We start from the raw sequence: 18977 nt of genomic DNA on the forward strand, positions 1-18977 counted from the left end.
AAACGGGCAGGCATCTGACTTTCCGCGTGACTTTGTTAATGTCATTTACAGAAACTGACAGTTCAGATACCTGATTTACGTTATTACACGCCGGTGATGAAGGACTGTAATTGCGCCTCGGCTTGAAGACGCTGCTGCAATGTGGAGGCTTCAGCTTTGCTGGCGAACGGCCCCATCTGGATACGCCAGACTGCGCCGTTTTGTACCACCCGACCTGGGACGCCAAATTGCTGGCTTAAACGTTTTTGATACTGCTGCGCACGCGACTGCTCGCTGACTGCGCCAACCTGAACCACGTAGCGTCCGTTGGCTACTGCCGCTGGCGCAGGTGCAGCGACGGCGGCTGGTGTTGCTGCTGGTGCGGTTGGTGTTACCGGTGCGGTGGTGGTCGGTTGCGGAGCCGGAGTCGGCTCGCTACCTTCCAGCACGCCAGCAGCGAGCGTGGTCGGCGCACCGAGGAATCCACTGCTGTTCACTGGCGCACCGGTTGTATCATCGCTTTTCAACGTGGAATTGCTGATCGGACGAATATCGCCTTGCGGCTGACCCGCATCCGATGGCGCAGGCATGCTGCCCATATTGCCACCGCCGCTTAAGTCAGGACGCGCGGGCAGGGCATAGGTTTGTTTCGCTACCGTGGTACAAGCCATTCCCGGCCCGGACAAGGAACCATCCTGGGCGACGATGATCGGGTCGATACGCACTTTGGTATTGTTGGAGGTATTCAGACGGTCGGCTGCTGCACGTGAAAGTGAAATCACGCGATCGTTGCCATAAGGGCCGCGATCGTTAATGCGCACGACAATCATCCTGCCATTTGCCAGGTTAGTTATTCTGGCATAGCTTGGGACTGGCAGCGTCGGATGCGCAGCGGTTAACTGCATCGGGTCGAACGCTTCACCAGACGCGGTTAAGTTGCTTCCGGGTTCCGCATCATAGATAGCGGCAAGCCCTGCCTGGCTAAAGCGGGAAGGGTCCTGGACGATTTTGTAGCTCTTACCATCACGCTGATAGTCCTGATTCGCCGTTGGGTTCAGGGGTTCAAAGCGCGGATCGGCCCCGCTGATTTCAACAATCGGACCATTACACACCGCAGGCTGCGGCGCGACAGCACCCTGTTGCTGACCATCATCACTCGAACACGCCGCGAGCATTCCTGCTGCGATGCAGATACCAAGCCACTGCTTACGCATTGCGTACCCCTTACACGCTTTTCGACAACATTTTTCTATGGGTATGGATCGACATAACAATCCCGAACCCAGCCATCAGCACGATAAGTGCCGAGCCTCCGTAACTGACCAGTGGGAGAGGAACGCCAACCACGGGCAGAATACCGCTCACCATACCAATATTTACGAAGACATAAACGAATAATATCAACATTAAACCACCCGCCATAACGCGACCAAAGGTGGTTTGCGCGTGGGCAGCGATCCATAATCCGCGCATAATCAGCAAAATGTACAGCGCCAACAGAATTAAGATCCCTACCAGACCCAGTTCTTCCGCTAATACCGCGAAGATAAAATCTGTATGACGTTCGGGTAAAAACTCAAGCTGCGACTGCGTACCGTGTAGCCAGCCCTTACCACGTAGACCGCCGGAGCCAATAGCAATTTTAGACTGAATGATGTGATAACCCGCACCCAGCGGATCAGTTTCCGGATCGAGTAACATCATGACGCGCTGACGTTGATAATCATGCATCAGGAAGAACCACAGTATCGGGATAAACGCCGCAACCAGGACCACTGCAACACCGATTAAACGCCAGCTCAAACCAGAAAGGAACAGAACAAACAGACCGGAAAGGGCGACCAGAATTGAAGTTCCGAGGTCTGGCTGGGCGGCCACCAGCAGGGTGGGCATAAATATCAGCACTAACGCAATGGCGGTATTTTTTAGCGATGGCGGGCAAACATCACGGTTGATGAAGCGCGCGACCATCAGCGGCACGGCAATCTTGGCGATTTCGGAGGGCTGAAAACGCACAATCCCCAAATCCAGCCAGCGCTGCGCACCTTTGGAGATAGCGCCGAAGGCATCTACCGCCACCAACAGAATGATGCAAAAGATGTAGAGATAGGGCGCCCAGCCCTCATAAACCCTGGGCGGGATTTGCGCCATCACCACCATGATGACCAGGCCCATCGCGATCTGACCGACCTTGCGCTCCATCATGCCAATATCCTGGCCGCTGGCGCTCCAGATGACCAGCGAGCTGTAAACCAGCAGCGCCAGCAAAATAAGCAACATCGTGGGATCGATGTGGATTTTGTCCCAGAATGTTTTTTTGTTCGGATTATCCGTCACGATTATTGGTCCTCCGCTGCTGCAACCGCGGGGTTTTCTGCAGGCAGATTGGTGTTATTGTCGCCCAACATAATGTGGTCAAGGATCTGGCGCATAATGGTACCCACAGCCGGGCCCGCGCCACCGTTTTCAAGGATTATGGCGACAGCAACCTGGGGCTTATCATAGGGTGCGAAGGCCGTCATCAACTTGTGGTCACGTAAGCGCTCGGCGATCTTATGTGCGTTATAGGTTTCATTGGCTTTCAGGCCAAAGACCTGTGCAGTACCGGATTTCGCCGCAATTTTGTAAGGTGCGCCAGCGAAATATTTGTGTGCAGTACCGTTAGGACGGTTGGCTACACCGTACATGCCGTCTTTTGCGATTTCCCAATAACCGGAATGAATGTCACCAACAGGTGGTTCGTGTGGCTGTATCCACGGCACTTGCTTGCCGTTTTCTGCTGTGCTCATCAGCAGATGCGGGACTTTTACCAAACCGTCGTTGATAAGGATCATCAGCGCTTTACTCATCTGGATAGGGGTTGCCGTCCAGTAACCCTGACCGATGCCGACCGGAATGGTATCACCCTGGTACCATGGCTTTTTAAACCGTTTTTGCTTCCACTCGCGGGTTGGCATGTTTCCGGCGCGCTCTTCGGCAAGATCGATACCCGTATATTGGCCGTAGCCAAACTTGCTCATCCATTCTGAAAGGCGGTCTATCCCCATATCATAGGCAATTTGATAGAAAAACGTATCCGCCGACTCTTCCAGAGAACGGGTGATGTTCAGATGGCCGTGCCCCCATTTTTTCCAGTCGCGGTAACGTTTTTCAGAGCCCGGTAATTGCCACCAACCCGGATCGAACAGACCAGTATTGCGGGTGATGACGCCCGCACTTAATGCAGAAACCGCGACGTAAGGTTTAACCGTCGAAGCAGGAGGGTAGACACCCTGAGTCGCGCGGTTAACCAATGGGGTATTCGGGTCATTGAGCAACCCGGAGTAATCTTTACTCGAGATACCATCGACAAACAGGTTCGGGTCGTAGCTCGGCATGGACACCAGTGCGAGAACGCCACCGGTACGCGGGTCGGTGACTACCACCGCGGCACGACTGCCCGCCAGCAGCGTTTCAATGTACTGCTGGAGTTTCAGGTCAAGGGTGAGGTAGATATCGTGCCCGGCCTGCGGCGCCACTTCTTTCAACTGGCGAATGACGCGGCCACGGTTGTTCACTTCAACTTCTTCATAACCGGTCTGGCCGTGAAGTACGTCTTCATAATAGCGTTCAATACCCAGCTTACCGATGTCGTGCGTTGCCGCGTAGTTGGCCAGCTTGCCGTCTTTGTCCAGGCGGTCCACGTCTTTATCGTTGATCTTCGATACGTAGCCAATGACGTGGGTCAGCGCAGAGCCGTAGGGGTAATAGCGGCGTTTATAGCCTTTAACTTCGACGCCGGGAAAGCGATATTGATTAACGGCGAACCGTGCCACCTGCACTTCACTCAGGTTAGTTTTTACCGGAATGGAGGTGAAGCGGTGTGAACGGGCGCGCTCTTTTTTAAAGGCGGCAATGTCGTCGTCCGTCAGGTCTACGACGTTACGCAGCGCGTCGAGGGTATCCTGAACGTTGTCGACCTTTTCCGGCATCATTTCTATCTGATAAATGGTGCGGTTAAGGGCGAGCGGAATTCCGTTACGGTCATAAATGATGCCGCGACTGGGGGCGATAGGCACCAGTTTGATGCGGTTTTCGTTCGAGCGGGTCTGGTAATCAGTAAAGCGAACGATTTGCAGATTATAAAGGTTGGCGATCAGCACGCCGGTGAGCAGCAAAATCCCCAAAAAAGCGACCAGCGCCCGGCGCACAAACAGCGCGGACTCAGCCGAATAGTCGCGAAAAGAATTCTGTAGTTTCATCCGCTGCTTAATCTACTCAAGAATCAATGATCACTCACGGTGATAAGGATGGTTGGTGGTGATGCTCCACGCCCTGTACAGACTCTCCGCAACCAGAACCCGAACAAGAGGGTGAGGAAGGGTTAACGCAGAGAGTGACCAGCTTTGTTCCGCTGCCGCCTTACAGGCAGGAGAGAGACCTTCCGGCCCGCCAATCAACAGACTGACGTCACGACCGTCCAGTTTCCAGCGTTCCAGTTCAGTCGCCAGTTGCGGCGTGTCCCAGGGTTTACCAGGGATATCAAGGGTGACGATGCGATTTTTGCCTGCGGCAGCCAGCATCTGCTCACCCTCTTTGTCGAGAATGCGTTTAATATCCGCGTTCTTGCCGCGTTTTCCTGCCGGGATTTCGATCAGCTCAAAGGGCATATCTTTCGGAAACCGACGGAGATACTCCGTAAACCCGGTTTGCACCCAGTCAGGCATTTTCGTACCCACAGCGACAAGTTGCAGCTTCACGCATTAACTCCAGAGTTTTTCCAGTTCATACAGGCGACGGCTTTCTTCCTGCATCACGTGGACAATCACATCACCGAGGTCAACGACGATCCAGTCTGCAACGTTCTCGCCTTCTACGCCGAGCGGCAGCAGGCCAGCTGTGCGGGACTCCTGAACAACGTGGTCTGCGATAGACATTACATGGCGGCTGGACGTGCCGGTGCAGATAATCATGCAATCAGTGATGCTGGATTTGCCCTGAACGTCTAAGGCGATGATGTCTTGACCTTTCAGGTCATCAATTTTGTCGATTACAAAATCCTGAAGTGCTTTACCCTGCAAGTGTTCCCCCTGGGTGAAAAGAGTTAAAAACGTCTGTTAGTATACCTGAACCAGAGGCGATATCGGGACAAATGTCTCCGAAAGCGCTTTTGAAGTGCGCTATCATCCCACCCCACGCCGCAGAATGCATCGCCATTTTTGTAAAACAATTTCTGCAAAGCTCTGAAGGGCGGGAAAAGTCAGGTTGCGGAGAATAACAGCCTGTCATGGGGTGTCAATGGGAGAGAAGCCCTTCGGCAGAAAAAACAGTGCGTTCACTCCCCGTCGTGCCATACTGCCCGGCTGTTGAGCACTTTAAGAACCGCAAAATCATCGCAAAAATCAATTGCGCTCCAGCAACCTTGTTCGACGCGAAAATGCCACATTGCTGCAGCCGGCATGGACAGCAGACGGGCGATCAACACGCTCAGAACACCCTGATGACTCACCACCAGCAGGTTTTGGCTCGTTTTGTAATCAGCGAGCTGAGCAATAAAGCGTTCCACGCGCTGGGAAAACGCCTGAAAACCTTCACCATTGGTTGGCGTCGCATTCTGCCAGTCGTTACACCACACGGCGTAGTTTTCGGCGTCTTCTCGCGCCAGATCGCGATGATGGCGCATTTCCCAGTCACCAAAAAACATCTCATTGAGCTCAGGCATGTTGCGCACAGGAACCTCGCGATCGCCTAAGATCAACTGCGTTGTATGGCGGGCACGTTCCAACTCGCTGCACAGAACGTTGTCGACAGGCACATGGCGTAACAGCGTACCCAGTGTTTGCGCCTGAGCGATACCCCGTCCCGTTAGCGGTGTGGGGGCGTGGCCGCTGTATAAACCAGCGACATTGGCTTCAGTTTCTCCATGACGTACTAACCAGAGTCTCATTTTTTCCTCTTGAGGTTATTCGCACAAAACATGATGTTTGCCCTGATTGCGCAGAGATTTTTCACTAAAATACCTTTTTTTGCGTGGAGCGGCACGATGTCTTTATTGAAGAGCGCGCATGGTGGCAATACCCGAGAAGCCGCCGAACTGTTGGGCATCTCGCCTGAGCAATTGTTGGATTTTAGCGCGAATATTAATCCGCTGGGTATGCCGGCAAGTTTAAAACGCGCGATCGTCGACAATCTGGACTGCGCGGAGCATTACCCGGATGTTGATTACGCTAAACTGCATGCGGCGCTGGCGGAGCATCATCAGATTCCTGCCTCATGGATACTTGCCGGAAACGGCGAGACTGAGTCGATTTTCACTTTGGTGCAAGGTCTTAAACCACGCCATGCGATGATCGTGACGCCCGGGTTTGCTGAATATCGTCGGGCGCTGCAATGGGAAGACTGTACGATCCATGAGTTTGCGCTACGCGAAGACGATGGTTGGCAGCTTACTGATGCAATCATCGATGCGTTAACCTCAGAGCTGGACTGCCTGCTTCTCTGTACGCCCAACAATCCCACTGGCTTGCTGCCAGATAATCGCCTGCTGCGCGAAATAGCCGCGCGTTGTGAGTTGCTTGGGATCAATCTGATCCTTGATGAAGCGTTTATCGATTTTATTGCCGGGGAGCCGGGGTTTATTCCGCTGCTTCGTGATAACCCGCATATTTGGGTGCTGCGCTCTCTCACCAAGTTCTATGCGATACCGGGGCTCCGGTTGGGGTATCTGGTCAACAGTAATGAACAGGCTGTTGCACAGATGCGCCGTCGACAAATGCCGTGGTCAATTAACGCATTTGCTGCACTGGCAGGCGAGATTATTTTACACGACAGCGCATATCAGCAGGCAACGTGGAAGTGGCTGGAGCAAGAGGGTGCAAGGTTTGATCGGCAGTTGAAAGAACTGCCCGGCCTGACGGTGTATCCTGGCAGGGCAAATTATCGCTTATTGCGCTCCGAGCGGGCGGATATTGATCTGCAACGCGCAATGCTGGAGCAACATGTCTTGATTCGCAGTTGTGCTAATTATCCGGGGCTGGATGCGCGCTATTATCGGGTAGCCGTTCGCAGCCAGGAAGAGAATAACCGCCTGTTGGCGGCTTTACACAAGGTGCTTAGCGGTACAACCCTTGCTGATTGATATAGTCAAGCACTGCAGCTGGCATCAGGTCGTCGCACGGCTCGCCTTTTTCCAGACGCTCACGGATGAGCGTGGCGGAGATGTTAAACCACGGCGTTTCAGCCAGATAAATTTTCCCGCAAGGCAAGTTGTGCAGGTCATCTGGCGAATGGGTCAGATGATCCTCCAGCCACTGCTGGTGCTTTTCCTGCGCCATTTCGAGCGGATAGCCCGGACGTCGGCAGACAATGAGGTGGGTGTTACCCAGAATCGTGTCGTAGTCATGCCAGGACGGAAAGGTAAGCAGTGAGTCCTGGCCAATAATAAACGCTAACGGTACTTCCGGTCCTTGCTCCTCGCGCCACTCTTTGAGCGTTTGCGCGGTGTAGGAGGCGGTATCGCGTTTCAGTTCGCGTTCATCAAGGGAGAACAGCGGCTTATCGGCAATGGCCAGTTCAACCATGCGCTGACGTTGTTCGCCGGACGCTTCGGGTTGCGCACGATGCGGCGGCACGTTATTGGGCATGATAATGACCCGGGAAAGGCCAATCAGATTCGCCAGAATTTCAACCGGTTTAAGATGACCATAATGCACCGGATCAAAGGTGCCACCGAACAGAGCCTGCAATGATTTCATATCAACCATCAATAAAAACATCGGCCAGCGATTTATGGCAGAGCAAAAGGGAAAGCCCCTCAAGTTCCGCCCACACTGACTGACCATAGTCTTGTTTAAGCGTAATTTCCGTACGCGTTAACAACGTTACCGCCTGACGCAACTGCGAAGGACTCAGCCGGTTTAGCGCGTCTCCCATCATACCCCGGCGATTTTGCCACACCCGGTGTTTATCAAACAACGTGCGCAAAGGCGTATGGGCTGACTGCCGTTTTAAGTTGACCAACAGCAGTAATTCACGCTGTATCGTACGTAGCAAAATAACCGGCTCACTGCCTTCCAGACGTAACTGTTGCAGAATGTGCAGCGCGCGTTTGCTTTTGCCCATCAGCAGCGCATCCACCCAATGGAACGGGGTAAAGTGCGCGGCATCGTTAACGGCTTTCTCCACGCGAGGCAGCGTTAGTTTGCCATCAGGCCAAAGCAACGCTAGCCGTTCCAGCGCTTGCGCCAGCGCTAACAGATTACCTTCATAGCAATAGCACAACAGCTGATTGGCTGCGTCATCCAGTTGTAGATTGTTAAGCTTCGCCCTGGCAGCGACCCAACGAGGAAGCTGTGCTTGCTCCGGCGTCTGGCAGCTTACCTGCACCGCATTATTGGCAAGTCCGGTATACCATGCGGCGTTTTCCTGCGCTTTAGTCAGTTTGTTGCCGCGAACAATCAGCAGCAGGTCGTCATGTAGCAGTGTGACGAGTGAAGCGAGCTGTTCGTTAATGGCGGCATTGGGGCCATTTTCAGGCAACTGCAAAAGTAGGGTTTGACGGCTGGCAAACAGGCTCATCGCCTGGCAGAGTGAAAAAATCTCTCCCCAGTCGGTGCTATTGTCCAGGGTGAAAGCGTGGTGTTCTTCGAATCCTTGCGTTGCTGCTGCCTGACGGATAGCGTCCTGGCTTTCCTGCAATAAGAGAGGATCGTTACCTAAGAGCAAATACGCCGCGCGCAGCCCTTCATTGAGCTGTGCGCGGAGTTGTTCAGGGTACAACTTGAGCATCAGTTACCCAGCGTGGTGGAAACACGCGCCGGAGACGACGCAGGCTCTGCGGCTTTTGTCGCCGCTGGCTTAGCATCATCATCAGCATTGGATGACAGAGTATCGGCAAGATGTACGCTTGGCAGCTTACGAATTAACTGTTCAGCCGCTTTGTCATACATCTCTTTGATGATCATGTCCTGCTCGTTATCTTTCGCCAGTGCAGCCTGTGGGTTGTCAAAGAACGAACGATAAACTTTGGCGCTGATTGGATAAATATCATGACCTGGGATCAGCACGGATGCACTCACGAACATCACCATCTGGTATTCAGCCGTTTGACCGTTCTGGAATACCGACGCCGTATCTTGCGATATGCTGACCGCGCCCAGACGTAAGGACGTCACATCTTTACGCATTGAGCCGTCCTCTAGCAGCGTAACGCCGTTCAGACGCAGCTGATTACGAACCGCGCGGCTTAATGGGCCGTTTGGATCCCCAGAGTCCAGAATCATGGTTTTCATTGAGGGTGGGACCTGCGTAGTATTACGCAGATGCCATCCACATCCGGCGGTGACAAGCACCGCCAGAGATAACAACAATGTTGTCAGAAGTCGCACGCTTCCTCCCGCGCTTAGCCAACGACCAGATTGAGGAGTTTACCCGGTACATAAATCACTTTACGTACGGTAACGCCATCAAGATATTTTGCCACCAGATGCTCCTGGCCAGCACGTTCACGAACCTGTTCTTCTGTCGCATTTACCGGAACGGTAATTTTGCCACGGACTTTACCGTTCACCTGAACAACAACCAGCTTCGAGTCTTCAACCATTGCGGTTTCGTCTGCCACCGGCCACGGTGCGTTGTCGATATCGCCTTCGCCTTTCAGTGCTTCCCACATCGTGAAGCAAACGTGTGGGGTGAACGGGTTCAGCATGCGAACGACGGCCAGTAACGCTTCCTGCATCAGGGCTCTGTCTTGTTCGTCTTCCTGCGGTGCTTTCGCCAGCTTGTTCATCAGCTCCATAATCGCCGCAATTGCAGTGTTAAAAGTCTGACGACGACCGATATCATCGGTAACTTTAGCAATGGTTTTATGTACGTCGCGACGCAGCGCTTTTTGGTCTTCGCTCAACGCATCAACGTTCAGGGCAGCAACATCGCCTTTGGAAGTATGTTCGTAAACCAGCTTCCATACACGTTTCAGGAAGCGGTTCGCCCCTTCAACACCGGATTCCTGCCATTCCAGCGTCATATCAGCCGGAGAAGCGAACATCATGAACAGACGTACCGTGTCAGCGCCGTAACGTTCAACCATGACCTGCGGGTCGATACCGTTATTTTTCGACTTGGACATTTTGCTCATGCCGGTATAGACCAGTTCATGGCCTTCTGCGTCCTGAGCTTTGACGATACGACCTTTTTCGTCGCGCTCAACGATGGCATCAACCGGAGAAACCCAGTTACGCTCGCCGTTTGCACCAACGTAATAGAACGCATCAGCCAGCACCATACCCTGGCACAGCAGCTGTTTGGCCGGTTCGTCAGAGTTGACCATGCCCGCATCGCGCATCAGCTTGTGGAAGAAGCGGAAGTAGAGCAGGTGCATGATGGCGTGTTCAATACCACCAATGTAGATATCAACTGGCAGCCAGTAGTTTGCGGCTTCTGGATCCAGCATCCCTTCGTTGTACTGCGGGCAGGTATAGCGCGCGTAGTACCAGGAGGATTCCATAAAGGTATCGAAGGTGTCGGTTTCGCGCAGCGCAGGCATGCCGTTAACGGTAGTTTTTGCCCACTCCGGATCGGCTTTTATTGGGCTGGTGATGCCGTCCATAACCACGTCTTCCGGCAGAATAACCGGCAACTGATCTTCTGGCGTCGGCAGTACGGTACCGTCTTCCAGCGTCACCATCGGAATTGGCGCCCCCCAGTAACGCTGACGGGAAACACCCCAGTCACGCAGACGGTAGTTCACTTTACGTTCACCCACGCCTTTCGCTACCAGCTTGTCAGCAATGGCGTTGAAGGCAGCTTCGAAGCCGAGGCCGTCAAACTCGCCGGAGTTAAACAGCACGCCTTTTTCGGTCAGAGCTTGTTCGGACAGATCCGGCTCTGCGCCTTCAGCGGTCAGAATTACTGGCTTGATGGTCAGGCCATATTTTGTCGCAAACTCGTAATCGCGCTGATCGTGGCCCGGAACGGCCATGACTGCGCCCGTACCGTATTCCATCAGGACGAAGTTTGCCGCCCAAACGGGGATTTCTTCGCCAGTCAGCGGGTGAACGGCTTTAAAGCCCGTGTCGACGCCTTTCTTCTCCATGGTTGCCATTTCGGCTTCAGCAACCTTGGTGTTGCGGCATTCGTCAATGAAGGCGGCCAGTTCTGGATTATTTGCAGCAGCTTTCTGCGCCAGCGGGTGACCTGCGGCAACGGCCAGATAGGTCGCACCCATAAAGGTGTCCGGGCGGGTGGTGTAAACGGTTAGCGTGTTGTCGTAACCGTTCACATCGAAGGTGATTTCCACGCCTTCAGAACGGCCAATCCAGTTGCGCTGCATCGTTTTCACGGTGTCAGGCCAGTGATCCAGGTTATCCAGGTCACGCAGCAGTTCGTCAGCGTAAGCGGTGATTTTGATGAACCACTGTGGGATCTCTTTACGCTCGACTTTGGTATCGCAACGCCAGCAGCAGCCGTCGATAACCTGTTCGTTCGCCAGTACGGTCTGGTCGTTCGGGCACCAGTTGACCGCAGACGTTTTCTTATACACCAGGCCTTTTTTGTACAGCTCGGTGAAAAATTTCTGTTCCCAACGGTAGTATTCTGGGGTGCAGGTCGCCAGCTCACGGCTCCAGTCGTAACCGAAACCCAGCATTTTGAGCTGGTTTTTCATGTATGCGATGTTGTCGTACGTCCATGGTGCTGGCGCGGTATTGTTTTTAACCGCAGCGCCTTCTGCAGGCAGACCGAACGCATCCCAGCCAATTGGCTGCAGTACGTTTTTGCCCAGCATGCGCTGGTAGCGGGCGATCACGTCACCGATGGTGTAGTTACGTACGTGGCCCATGTGTAGTCGACCAGAAGGATAGGGAAGCATAGACAGGCAGTAATACTTCTCTTTGCTCTCGTCTTCGGTAACTTCAAATGTGCGCTTCTCATCCCAGTGAAGCTGTACTTTGGATTCTATCTCTTCCGGGCGGTATTGCTCTTGCATGGCAGCCAGTGGTCCTGTTTTCAATACAGCTACAAACGTAGCTCTAGATGTGGTGTTTCAGATCCGCATAGCATAGCCCAAACGCCCGCGCCAAAACAGCCTTTCGCGCATTCAGCGTTGAATTCCCGCAAGGATAATTCTTGCACGAATTTACACACTCTGTGGACAGTCTTGCAAAGCGTAGCGTAAATAACGTCTATTATTATAGACAGTTAACGACCCAGGAGGCGAAGCGATGAACAAGGTTGCTCAATATTACCGTGAACTGGTGGCTTCACTGAGCGAACGTCTGCGTAATGGCGAACGCGATATTGATGCGTTGGTGGAGCAAGCGCGTCAACGAGTTATGCAGACCGGGGAGTTAACGCGAACCGAGGTGGAAGAGCTCACCCGGGCCGTCAGACGTGACCTGGAAGAGTTTGCTCTGAGCTATGAAGAAAGTCTCGATGAGGAGACAGACAGCGTCTTTATGCGGGTTATCAAGGAGAGTATCTGGCAGGAACTGGCCGATATTACCGATAAAACGCAGCTCGAATGGCGAGAAGTGTTCCAGGATCTCAGTCATCACGGGGTTTATCACAGCGGTGAGGTGGTCGGATTAGGTAATCTGGTCTGCGAGAAGTGCCACTTCCATTTAGCGGTTTACACCCCGGATGTGCTGCCGCTGTGTCCAAAATGCGGACACGATCAGTTCCAGCGCCGACCGTTTGAGCCGTGATCGCTTTTTGCCGGATGGCGACGCAAAGCGTCTTATCCGGCCTACAAATTGCACGATTTTGTAGGCCGGATAAGCGTTAGCGCCATCCGGCGTGTATTAGGCGTAAAACTTCAGCCGTTCTGCCAGCAAATCGACAAACCCTTGACGATCAACGTCTACTATTACGGTGGCGTTTGGCTTCCTGCCGCTCAGGAAATAGTAATCCACCACGGTCATTCCCTGGGTATATTTACCCTGAGTTTCCACGCCGACCCAGCGTTCAACGGTGGTAAACAGTTCAGGTTTCAGCAGCCAGGCAATGGTGCATGGATCATGCAGCGGTGCGCCGATGAATCCCCATTTTTCATCTTTGTGATATTCAAAGAAGAAGTCGAGTAGTTCAGCCACGATCGTCGAAACAGGGTTGCCGATAGCGCGGAACCGCTCGGTATCCTCCCGATGTATTTGCGCTTTATGTGTGACGTCAAGCCCTGCCATTACCACCGGAATACCCGACTGGAATACGATTTCGGCGGCTTCGGGATCCACGAAGATGTTGAACTCGGCGGCGGGCGTCCAGTTTCCGAGGCCCATCGCACCACCCATAATCACGATACGGGCGATTTTGGCGTGCAGCTCAGGATGGCTATTCAGGAGCAATGCGACGTTAGTTTGCGGCCCGGTGGAGACAATCGTCATCGGTTCCGGGCTTTCACGCAGGGTTTTCGCCATCAGTTCCATGGCGGTACAGTCTTGTGGCGCAAAAGCGGGTTCCGGCAGCGCCGGGCCATCCAGCCCACTCTCGCCGTGAACGTTATCGGCGATAATCAGATCGCGCATTAGTGGTTTCACTGCGCCACCAGCTACTGGTATATCCGTACGGTTGAGCAACGTTAACATGCGCAACACGTTACGCAGTGTTTTGTCTGGTGTCTGGTTACCGGCTGATGAGGTTATCGCTTTCACATCCAGTTCTGGTGAGGCGAGGGCGAGAACAATTGCGATAGCGTCGTCATGACCCGGATCGCAATCAAACAGGATAGGAAGTGCCATTGTTGCTCCTTGTAAGTGGGACTTTGTGACAAGGTTAACGCTGGGCTGTATGTGTTTCGAGAGGCGAAGATATAAAGCGTGAGGTGGCGCGCACATGGAGGTGCGCGCCAGCAAGATTAGTGCAGTATTTTCGCGAGGAAGTCTTTGGCGCGGTCCGATTTCGGATTAGCGAAGAACTCTTCTTTCGGTGAGTCTTCAACAATTTTCCCTTCATCCATGAAGATCACCCGGTTCGCCACTTTACGCGCAAAGCCCATTTCGTGGGTTACCACCATCATGGTCATCCCTTCATTGGCCAGTTCAACCATAACGTCCAGTACTTCGTTGATCATTTCAGGATCAAGCGCCGACGTCGGCTCGTCAAACAGCATGGCGATAGGATCCATGCACAGCGCCCGGGCGATAGCGACACGCTGTTGCTGGCCCCCTGAGAGCTGAGCTGGAAACTTTTCGGCATGTGCTGACAGACCAACGCGTTCCAGTAACTTTTGCGCTTTGTCGCGGGCCGGCTTTTTATCGCGCTTGAGCACTTTTACCTGCGCCAGAGTCAGGTTCTCAATGATCGACAGGTGAGGGAACAGTTCAAAGTGCTGGAACACCATACCAACGCGAGAGCGCAGTTTGGCCAGATCAGTTTTTTTATCATTCACCACGGTACCATCAACGGTGATGACGCCCTGCTGTACCGGCTCCAGCCCGTTCACCGTTTTGATAAGCGTTGATTTACCTGAACCTGACGGGCCGCAGACCACCACCACTTCACCTTTTTTCACTTCCGTGGAGCAGTCGGTCAGCACCTGAAAGTGACCATACCATTTAGAAACATTTTTCAGGGTAATCATTAAACTGTCCTTTTCTTCAAATAGCTGACCAACAACGATGCGCTCAGACTGAATACAAAATAAACGGCGCCAGCAAACAGGATCATTTCAACCTGTGTGCCGTCACGCTCGCCAATGGTAGAGGCGGTACGGAAGAAGTCTGCCAGACTTAATACATAGACCAGCGAGGTATCCTGGAAGAGTACGATGCCCTGGGTTAGCAGCAGCGGTACCATCGCGCGGAATGCCTGCGGCAGAATAATGAGCTTCATCGACTGCCAGTGGGTCATCCCCAGAGCCAGCGCGGCGCTGGATTGCCCACGAGAAATACTCTGGATACCGGCACGGATAATCTCGGAATAGTACGCGGCTTCAAACATCGAAAACGCGACCATTGCTGAGATCAGGCGAATATCGGTTTTTGGCGACAGACCCAGTACGTTTTGCAGGAAGCCGGGCACAATCAGGTAGAACCACAGCAGCACCATGACCAGCGGAATAGAACGAAATACGTTGACGTAGCCTTTCGCAAACCAGGCAATCGGCGCGAAGCTGGACAGACGCATTACTGCAAGGATGGTTCCCCAGACAATACCAATGACTACCGCCGTAACGGTGATTTTCAGCGTGATGATTAACCCATCCAGCAGATACGGCAGGGAAGGGATGATAGAACTCCAGTCAAATTCGTACATTATTTGCCTCCCAAATTGCCAGGCAGGCGGATTTTACGTTCAACGAGATTCATCACCAGCATGATGACGGCGTTAATCAGGACGTAAGCCAGAGTGATAGCGGTAAACGATTCCCATGCGTGGGCGGAGTAATCCAGCAGTTTGCCCGCCTGTGCCGCCATATCGACCAGGCCGATGGTGGAGGCGATAGCGGAGTTCTTCACCAGGTTCATCATCTCTGAGGTCATTGGCGGAACAATCACGCGGTAGGCGTTTGGCAACAGAACATAGCGGTAGGCCTGCGGCAACGTTAGCCCCATCGCCAGTGCGGCGTTTTTCTGCCCACGAGGCAGAGACTGAATTGCGGCGCGAACCTGTTCGCAGACGCGCGCGGCGGTAAACAGCCCCAGACAAAGCATTGATGAGAGGAAGAACTGGATGGTGGGATCCAACTCAGCCTTGAACCACATCCCAATGTTTTCCGGCAGCAGTTCCGGAATAACCAGATACCAGGTAAAAAACTGGACGATGAGCGGAACGTTACGAAACAGCTCAACGTACAGCGTGCCGATCCCAGAAAGGAAACGATTTGGAACGGTACGTAAGATGCCGAATAAAGAGCCTATGAGGAAAGCGATAATCCAGGCGGTGATGGATAACGCGACAGTGACCTGGAAACCACTCCAGAGCCAGCCGAGATAGGTGGTGTTGCCGAACGGGGCTTGTTGTAAAAAAATACCCCAGTTCCAGTCTATAGACATAAATCTACTCCAGAAAAAAAAGGGTAGCAGCGCTACCCTCGAAGATTGTTATTCGGCGTTTTGCGGTTTTCAGGCCTGATGGGGAACGACCATCAGGCTTATAGTCTGTCCGTGCCGAGTAACAATCGAGAGGGAGGGGAAGCCTCCCATTTATTTTAGTTAGTTAAGCGCTTTATCATTTGGTTCTTTGAACAGAGCTTTCATCTCGTCTGACAGTTCGAAATTCATGTTCAGGTTCTTCGGTGGAATTGGATTTTTAAACCACTTATCAAACCATTTCTCAGCTTCGCCTGAGGTTTGCGCCTTGGCGATAGTGTCGTCCATCAGCTTTTTGAACTCAGGATCATCTTTGCGCAACATACAGCCGTAGGCTTCCTGAGACTGTGGCTTGCCGACGATCTCCCAGTTGTCTGGTTTCTTCGCTTTCGCGCGCTCGCCAGCCAGCAGGGCGTCATCCATCATAAAGGCAACGGCGCGACCGCTTTCCAGAGTACGGAAAGAGTCACCGTGGTCTTTCGCGCTGATGATGCGCATATCCATTTTTTGTTCTTCATTCAGCTTGTGCAGCAGAACTTCGGAGGTGGTACCCGAAGTCACGACTACGGCTTTACCTTTCAGATCGGCGAAATCTTTGACGTCGCCGCCTTTTTTCGCCAGCAGACGGGTGCCGACAACGAAAATGGTGTCAGAGAAAGCCGCTTGTTTTTGGCGCTCGACGTTGTTGGTGGTGGATCCACATTCAAAATCGAAGGTGCCGTTTTGCAGCAGCGGGATACGGTTTTGAGAAGTAATCGGGATCAGTTTCACCTGCAGATCAGGCTTGTTCAGCTTTTTCTTCACGGCGTCAACGATCGCGTTGGAGTAATCCTGTGAATAACCGACCACTTTTTGCTGATTATCGTAGTAAGAAAACGGTACTGATGATTCACGGTGGCCGACAACGATTACGCCATTTTTGGCGATCTTATCCAGCGTGCTGCCTGCCGCTGGTGCTGCGTCTTCTGCGTGCGCCAGACCGGCGGACATTCCCATGACCAGCATGGCAGTGGCGAGCTTACGTAATTGCATATCCAACTCCTTTATCGTCTGCGCCAGGGACGCATTGATACCCATTGTGATGTTGTTATTGTTTGCTACTAAAACGTGCAGTCTTGTATGTGTTTGTTAACATTTAGTTTGGATGAATGTAAAGAATTTGCTGTGTTATTGTTTATTTTTGCGAAGTGCGCCGCACCATTTGGGGGCAAAAATATCTTGTTGCACTTTTCAGGTGCTACCGGCGCTCAACTTTGGTGCGACCAGGTTGCACATTCAGCCAAAACAGCGTTTGCCTTGTAGAACAAAGCAATAGACGTGCCAGAATGGGCATTGGAAGAGCGGAAGGGGGGAGTAGGTCTGATAAGCGTAGCGCCATCAGGCACGATGCGGCACAACTGCCGGATGGCGGCGTACCGCCTTATCCGGCCTACATTTGATGGGGTACTGGTTTATTTACGACGTTGGCGCAGACTCATTACCACTGCGCCAAAGCCAAACAGCGCGGTTAGCAGCCAGAGCGGCCAGTTTCCGGTACGGGCATAAGGGGTTAAGCCCGTCGTTGGCGTCACGCTGGTGGTCAGCACCTGGCGGGTAAACTGCGGGATCATCGCCTGCACTTCGCCCTGCGGACCAATCACCGCCGTAATACCGTTGTTGGTGCTACGCAGCAGAGGTCGCGCCAGCTCCAGGGAACGCATACGCGCCATCTGGAAGTGCTGCCACGGGCCAATAGATTTACCAAACCATGCATCGTTGGAGATAGTCAGCAGGTAGTCCGTATCCGGGCGGAAGTTATCCCGTACCTGTTCGCCAAGAATGATTTCGTAGCAGATGGCAGCGGTCAGCTTAAACCCGTGTGCATGCAACTGTGGCTGTACATAAGGACCGCGGCTGAACGAAGACATTGGCAGGTCAAAGAATGGCGCTAGCGGGCGCAGGATAGATTCCAGCGGGACAAACTCGCCAAACGGTACCAGATGGTTTTTGTTGTAGCGGTTGCTGGAGTCGTAGCTGTATGGGCTGTCTTTACCCAGTGTGATGATGGTGTTGTAAGTGTCGTAACGATTCTGCTTGTTCAGACGCGCGTCTACAATACCGGTAATCAGCGTGCTGTTTTTCGATTTCAGCAGGTCATCCATCATACTCAGAAAACGCTGCTGGTTAATTTCCAGGTCAGGAATAGCGGATTCTGGCCAGATGATGAGCTGTGATTTGCCCATCTCAGGCTGGGAGGCGTCGAGATAAATCTTCAGGGTGTTGAGTAACTGGCCTTCATCCCATTTGAGCGACTGCGGGATGTCACCCTGCACCATCGAGACCTGGGTGGTTTTTTCCGGCTCCAGCGTGTACCACTGAATATAACGTAGCGGAAAGGGCAGAGCGAAAAGAACTGCGGCGGCAGCCAGCGGCTTCCAGTTACGCGTTACCAGCGCAAGTGCCAGCAGGCCACTAACCATCATCAGCAGGAAGTTAATCGCCTCAACGCCCATTACCGGCGCCAGCCCTTTTAACGGACCGTCGATCTGGCTGTAGCCGAACTGCAGCCACGGAAAACCGGTCAGTACCCAGCCGCGTAGAAATTCAGTGATTTGCCAGACTACCGGCGCGGCAATCGCTACGCGTGTCCAGGTAGTTTTCGGCCACAGACGCGCCAAAACGCCGGCAAACAGGCCGGTGTAGAGGGAAAGGTAAGCAGCAAGCAGAACCACGAGGAAGACGTTAACGGGGCCCGGCATACCGCCAAACTGCGCGATACTGACGTAAACCCAGTTGATGCCTGAGCCAAACAGTCCCAGTCCCCAGAAGTAGCCGATAGCGGCAGACTGGAGCGGACGGCGGTTGAAGGTGAGAGCCTGCAGACCCATCAGCGAAACAATCGCAGCGGGCCAGATGTCATACGGTGAGAAAGCCAGTGTCCCGCAGGCACCGAATAATAACGCCAGCAGCAGGCGAATGCGCTGGCGTTCAATTAATGGGGCAAATGCCATGTAG

General features: G+C 53.2%; 18 protein-coding genes. 2 read left to right on the plus strand and 16 right to left on the minus strand.

What is annotated here, in order from left to right; genetic code table 11:
- Positions 1 to 83 precede the first annotated feature (83 nt).
- The 6 genes from rlpA to OGX89_RS19120 form a co-directional block, all read right to left on the minus strand.
- Positions 84 to 1193 carry an endolytic peptidoglycan transglycosylase RlpA gene (gene rlpA, locus OGX89_RS19095; protein ID WP_032942683.1) on the minus strand — a complete coding sequence of 370 codons (1110 nt, stop codon included), beginning with the start codon at positions 1191 to 1193 and terminating at the stop codon, positions 84 to 86.
- A gap of 10 nt (positions 1194 to 1203) precedes the next feature.
- The gene (mrdB, locus tag OGX89_RS19100) at positions 1204 to 2316 is read right to left on the minus strand and encodes a peptidoglycan glycosyltransferase MrdB (RefSeq protein ID WP_003022718.1); all 1113 of its coding nucleotides are present in this window, start codon (positions 2314 to 2316) and stop codon (positions 1204 to 1206) included.
- Positions 2317 to 2318: 2 nt separating this feature from the next.
- A complete protein-coding gene (gene mrdA, locus OGX89_RS19105) occupies positions 2319 to 4220 on the minus strand; it encodes a peptidoglycan DD-transpeptidase MrdA (RefSeq protein ID WP_003831292.1) in 1902 nt (633 codons plus the stop codon).
- Between the two features lie 30 nt (positions 4221 to 4250).
- The gene (rlmH, locus tag OGX89_RS19110; RefSeq protein ID WP_003022725.1) at positions 4251 to 4718 is read right to left on the minus strand and encodes a 23S rRNA (pseudouridine(1915)-N(3))-methyltransferase RlmH; all 468 of its coding nucleotides are present in this window, start codon (positions 4716 to 4718) and stop codon (positions 4251 to 4253) included.
- Between the two features lie 3 nt (positions 4719 to 4721).
- Positions 4722 to 5039, minus strand: a complete 318-nt coding sequence (gene rsfS, locus OGX89_RS19115) for a ribosome silencing factor (RefSeq protein ID WP_003022728.1) — start codon at positions 5037 to 5039, stop codon at positions 4722 to 4724.
- A gap of 254 nt (positions 5040 to 5293) precedes the next feature.
- Positions 5294 to 5905, minus strand: a complete 612-nt coding sequence (locus tag OGX89_RS19120) for an adenosylcobalamin/alpha-ribazole phosphatase (protein ID WP_063940710.1) — start codon at positions 5903 to 5905, stop codon at positions 5294 to 5296.
- 96 nt (positions 5906 to 6001) lie between these two features.
- On the opposite strand from OGX89_RS19120, the gene cobD reads away from it, so the two are divergent.
- Positions 6002 to 7096, plus strand: coding sequence for a threonine-phosphate decarboxylase CobD (cobD, locus tag OGX89_RS19125; protein ID WP_126955858.1), 1095 nt, complete (start codon positions 6002 to 6004; stop codon positions 7094 to 7096).
- On the opposite strand, the gene nadD is transcribed toward cobD, so the two are convergent.
- From nadD to leuS, 4 genes are read right to left on the minus strand one after another with little or no spacing between them, the layout of a single operon-like run.
- Positions 7071 to 7712 (minus strand): nicotinate-nucleotide adenylyltransferase, encoded by a 642-nt coding sequence (gene nadD, locus OGX89_RS19130; RefSeq protein WP_122973951.1) that lies wholly within the window; start codon positions 7710 to 7712, stop codon positions 7071 to 7073. The two genes, cobD and nadD, sit on opposite strands and share 26 nt — an antisense overlap.
- A gap of 1 nt (position 7713) precedes the next feature.
- Entirely contained in the window at positions 7714 to 8745 is a 1032-nt protein-coding gene (gene holA / locus OGX89_RS19135; protein WP_126955857.1) for a DNA polymerase III subunit delta, read from the minus strand.
- The gene (lptE, locus tag OGX89_RS19140; RefSeq protein ID WP_063940708.1) at positions 8745 to 9344 is read right to left on the minus strand and encodes an LPS assembly lipoprotein LptE; all 600 of its coding nucleotides are present in this window, start codon (positions 9342 to 9344) and stop codon (positions 8745 to 8747) included. The genes holA and lptE overlap by 1 nt, the downstream gene beginning before the upstream one ends.
- Positions 9345 to 9358: 14 nt before the next feature.
- Entirely contained in the window at positions 9359 to 11941 is a 2583-nt protein-coding gene (gene leuS, locus OGX89_RS19145; protein WP_126955856.1) for a leucine--tRNA ligase, read from the minus strand.
- A 235-nt stretch (positions 11942 to 12176) separates the two neighbouring features.
- Between leuS and OGX89_RS19150 the strand changes: the two genes are divergently transcribed.
- Positions 12177 to 12659 carry a zinc ribbon-containing protein gene (locus OGX89_RS19150; RefSeq protein ID WP_003022748.1) on the plus strand — a complete coding sequence of 161 codons (483 nt, stop codon included), beginning with the start codon at positions 12177 to 12179 and terminating at the stop codon, positions 12657 to 12659.
- 96 nt (positions 12660 to 12755) lie between these two features.
- Here the strand turns inward: OGX89_RS19150 and rihA are convergent, their stop codons facing one another.
- From rihA to lnt, 6 genes are all read right to left on the minus strand, one after another.
- Positions 12756 to 13691, minus strand: a complete 936-nt coding sequence (gene rihA / locus OGX89_RS19155; protein WP_126955855.1) for a pyrimidine-specific ribonucleoside hydrolase RihA — start codon at positions 13689 to 13691, stop codon at positions 12756 to 12758.
- A 116-nt stretch (positions 13692 to 13807) separates the two neighbouring features.
- The gene (gltL, locus tag OGX89_RS19160) at positions 13808 to 14533 is read right to left on the minus strand and encodes a glutamate/aspartate ABC transporter ATP-binding protein GltL (RefSeq protein WP_003022754.1); all 726 of its coding nucleotides are present in this window, start codon (positions 14531 to 14533) and stop codon (positions 13808 to 13810) included.
- Positions 14533 to 15207: a glutamate/aspartate ABC transporter permease GltK gene (gltK, locus tag OGX89_RS19165; RefSeq protein WP_003831315.1), complete on the minus strand. Its 675-nt coding sequence runs from the start codon at positions 15205 to 15207 to the stop codon at positions 14533 to 14535. The genes gltL and gltK overlap by 1 nt, the downstream gene beginning before the upstream one ends.
- Entirely contained in the window at positions 15207 to 15947 is a 741-nt protein-coding gene (gltJ, locus tag OGX89_RS19170; RefSeq protein WP_126955854.1) for a glutamate/aspartate ABC transporter permease GltJ, read from the minus strand. Before gltJ ends, gltK begins: the two co-directional genes overlap by 1 nt.
- Before the next feature lie 159 nt (positions 15948 to 16106).
- Complete coding sequence (gene gltI, locus OGX89_RS19175; protein ID WP_003831318.1) at positions 16107 to 17015, minus strand: glutamate/aspartate ABC transporter substrate-binding protein GltI; 909 nt, start codon at positions 17013 to 17015, stop codon at positions 16107 to 16109.
- Positions 17016 to 17434: 419 nt separating this feature from the next.
- Entirely contained in the window at positions 17435 to 18973 is a 1539-nt protein-coding gene (gene lnt / locus OGX89_RS19180) for an apolipoprotein N-acyltransferase (protein ID WP_003831320.1), read from the minus strand.
- Between the last annotated feature and the right edge of the window lie 4 nt (positions 18974 to 18977).

This window comes from Citrobacter sp. Cpo103, assembly GCF_030332605.1.
Taxonomy (GTDB): Bacteria; Pseudomonadota; Gammaproteobacteria; order Enterobacterales; family Enterobacteriaceae; genus Citrobacter; species Citrobacter portucalensis.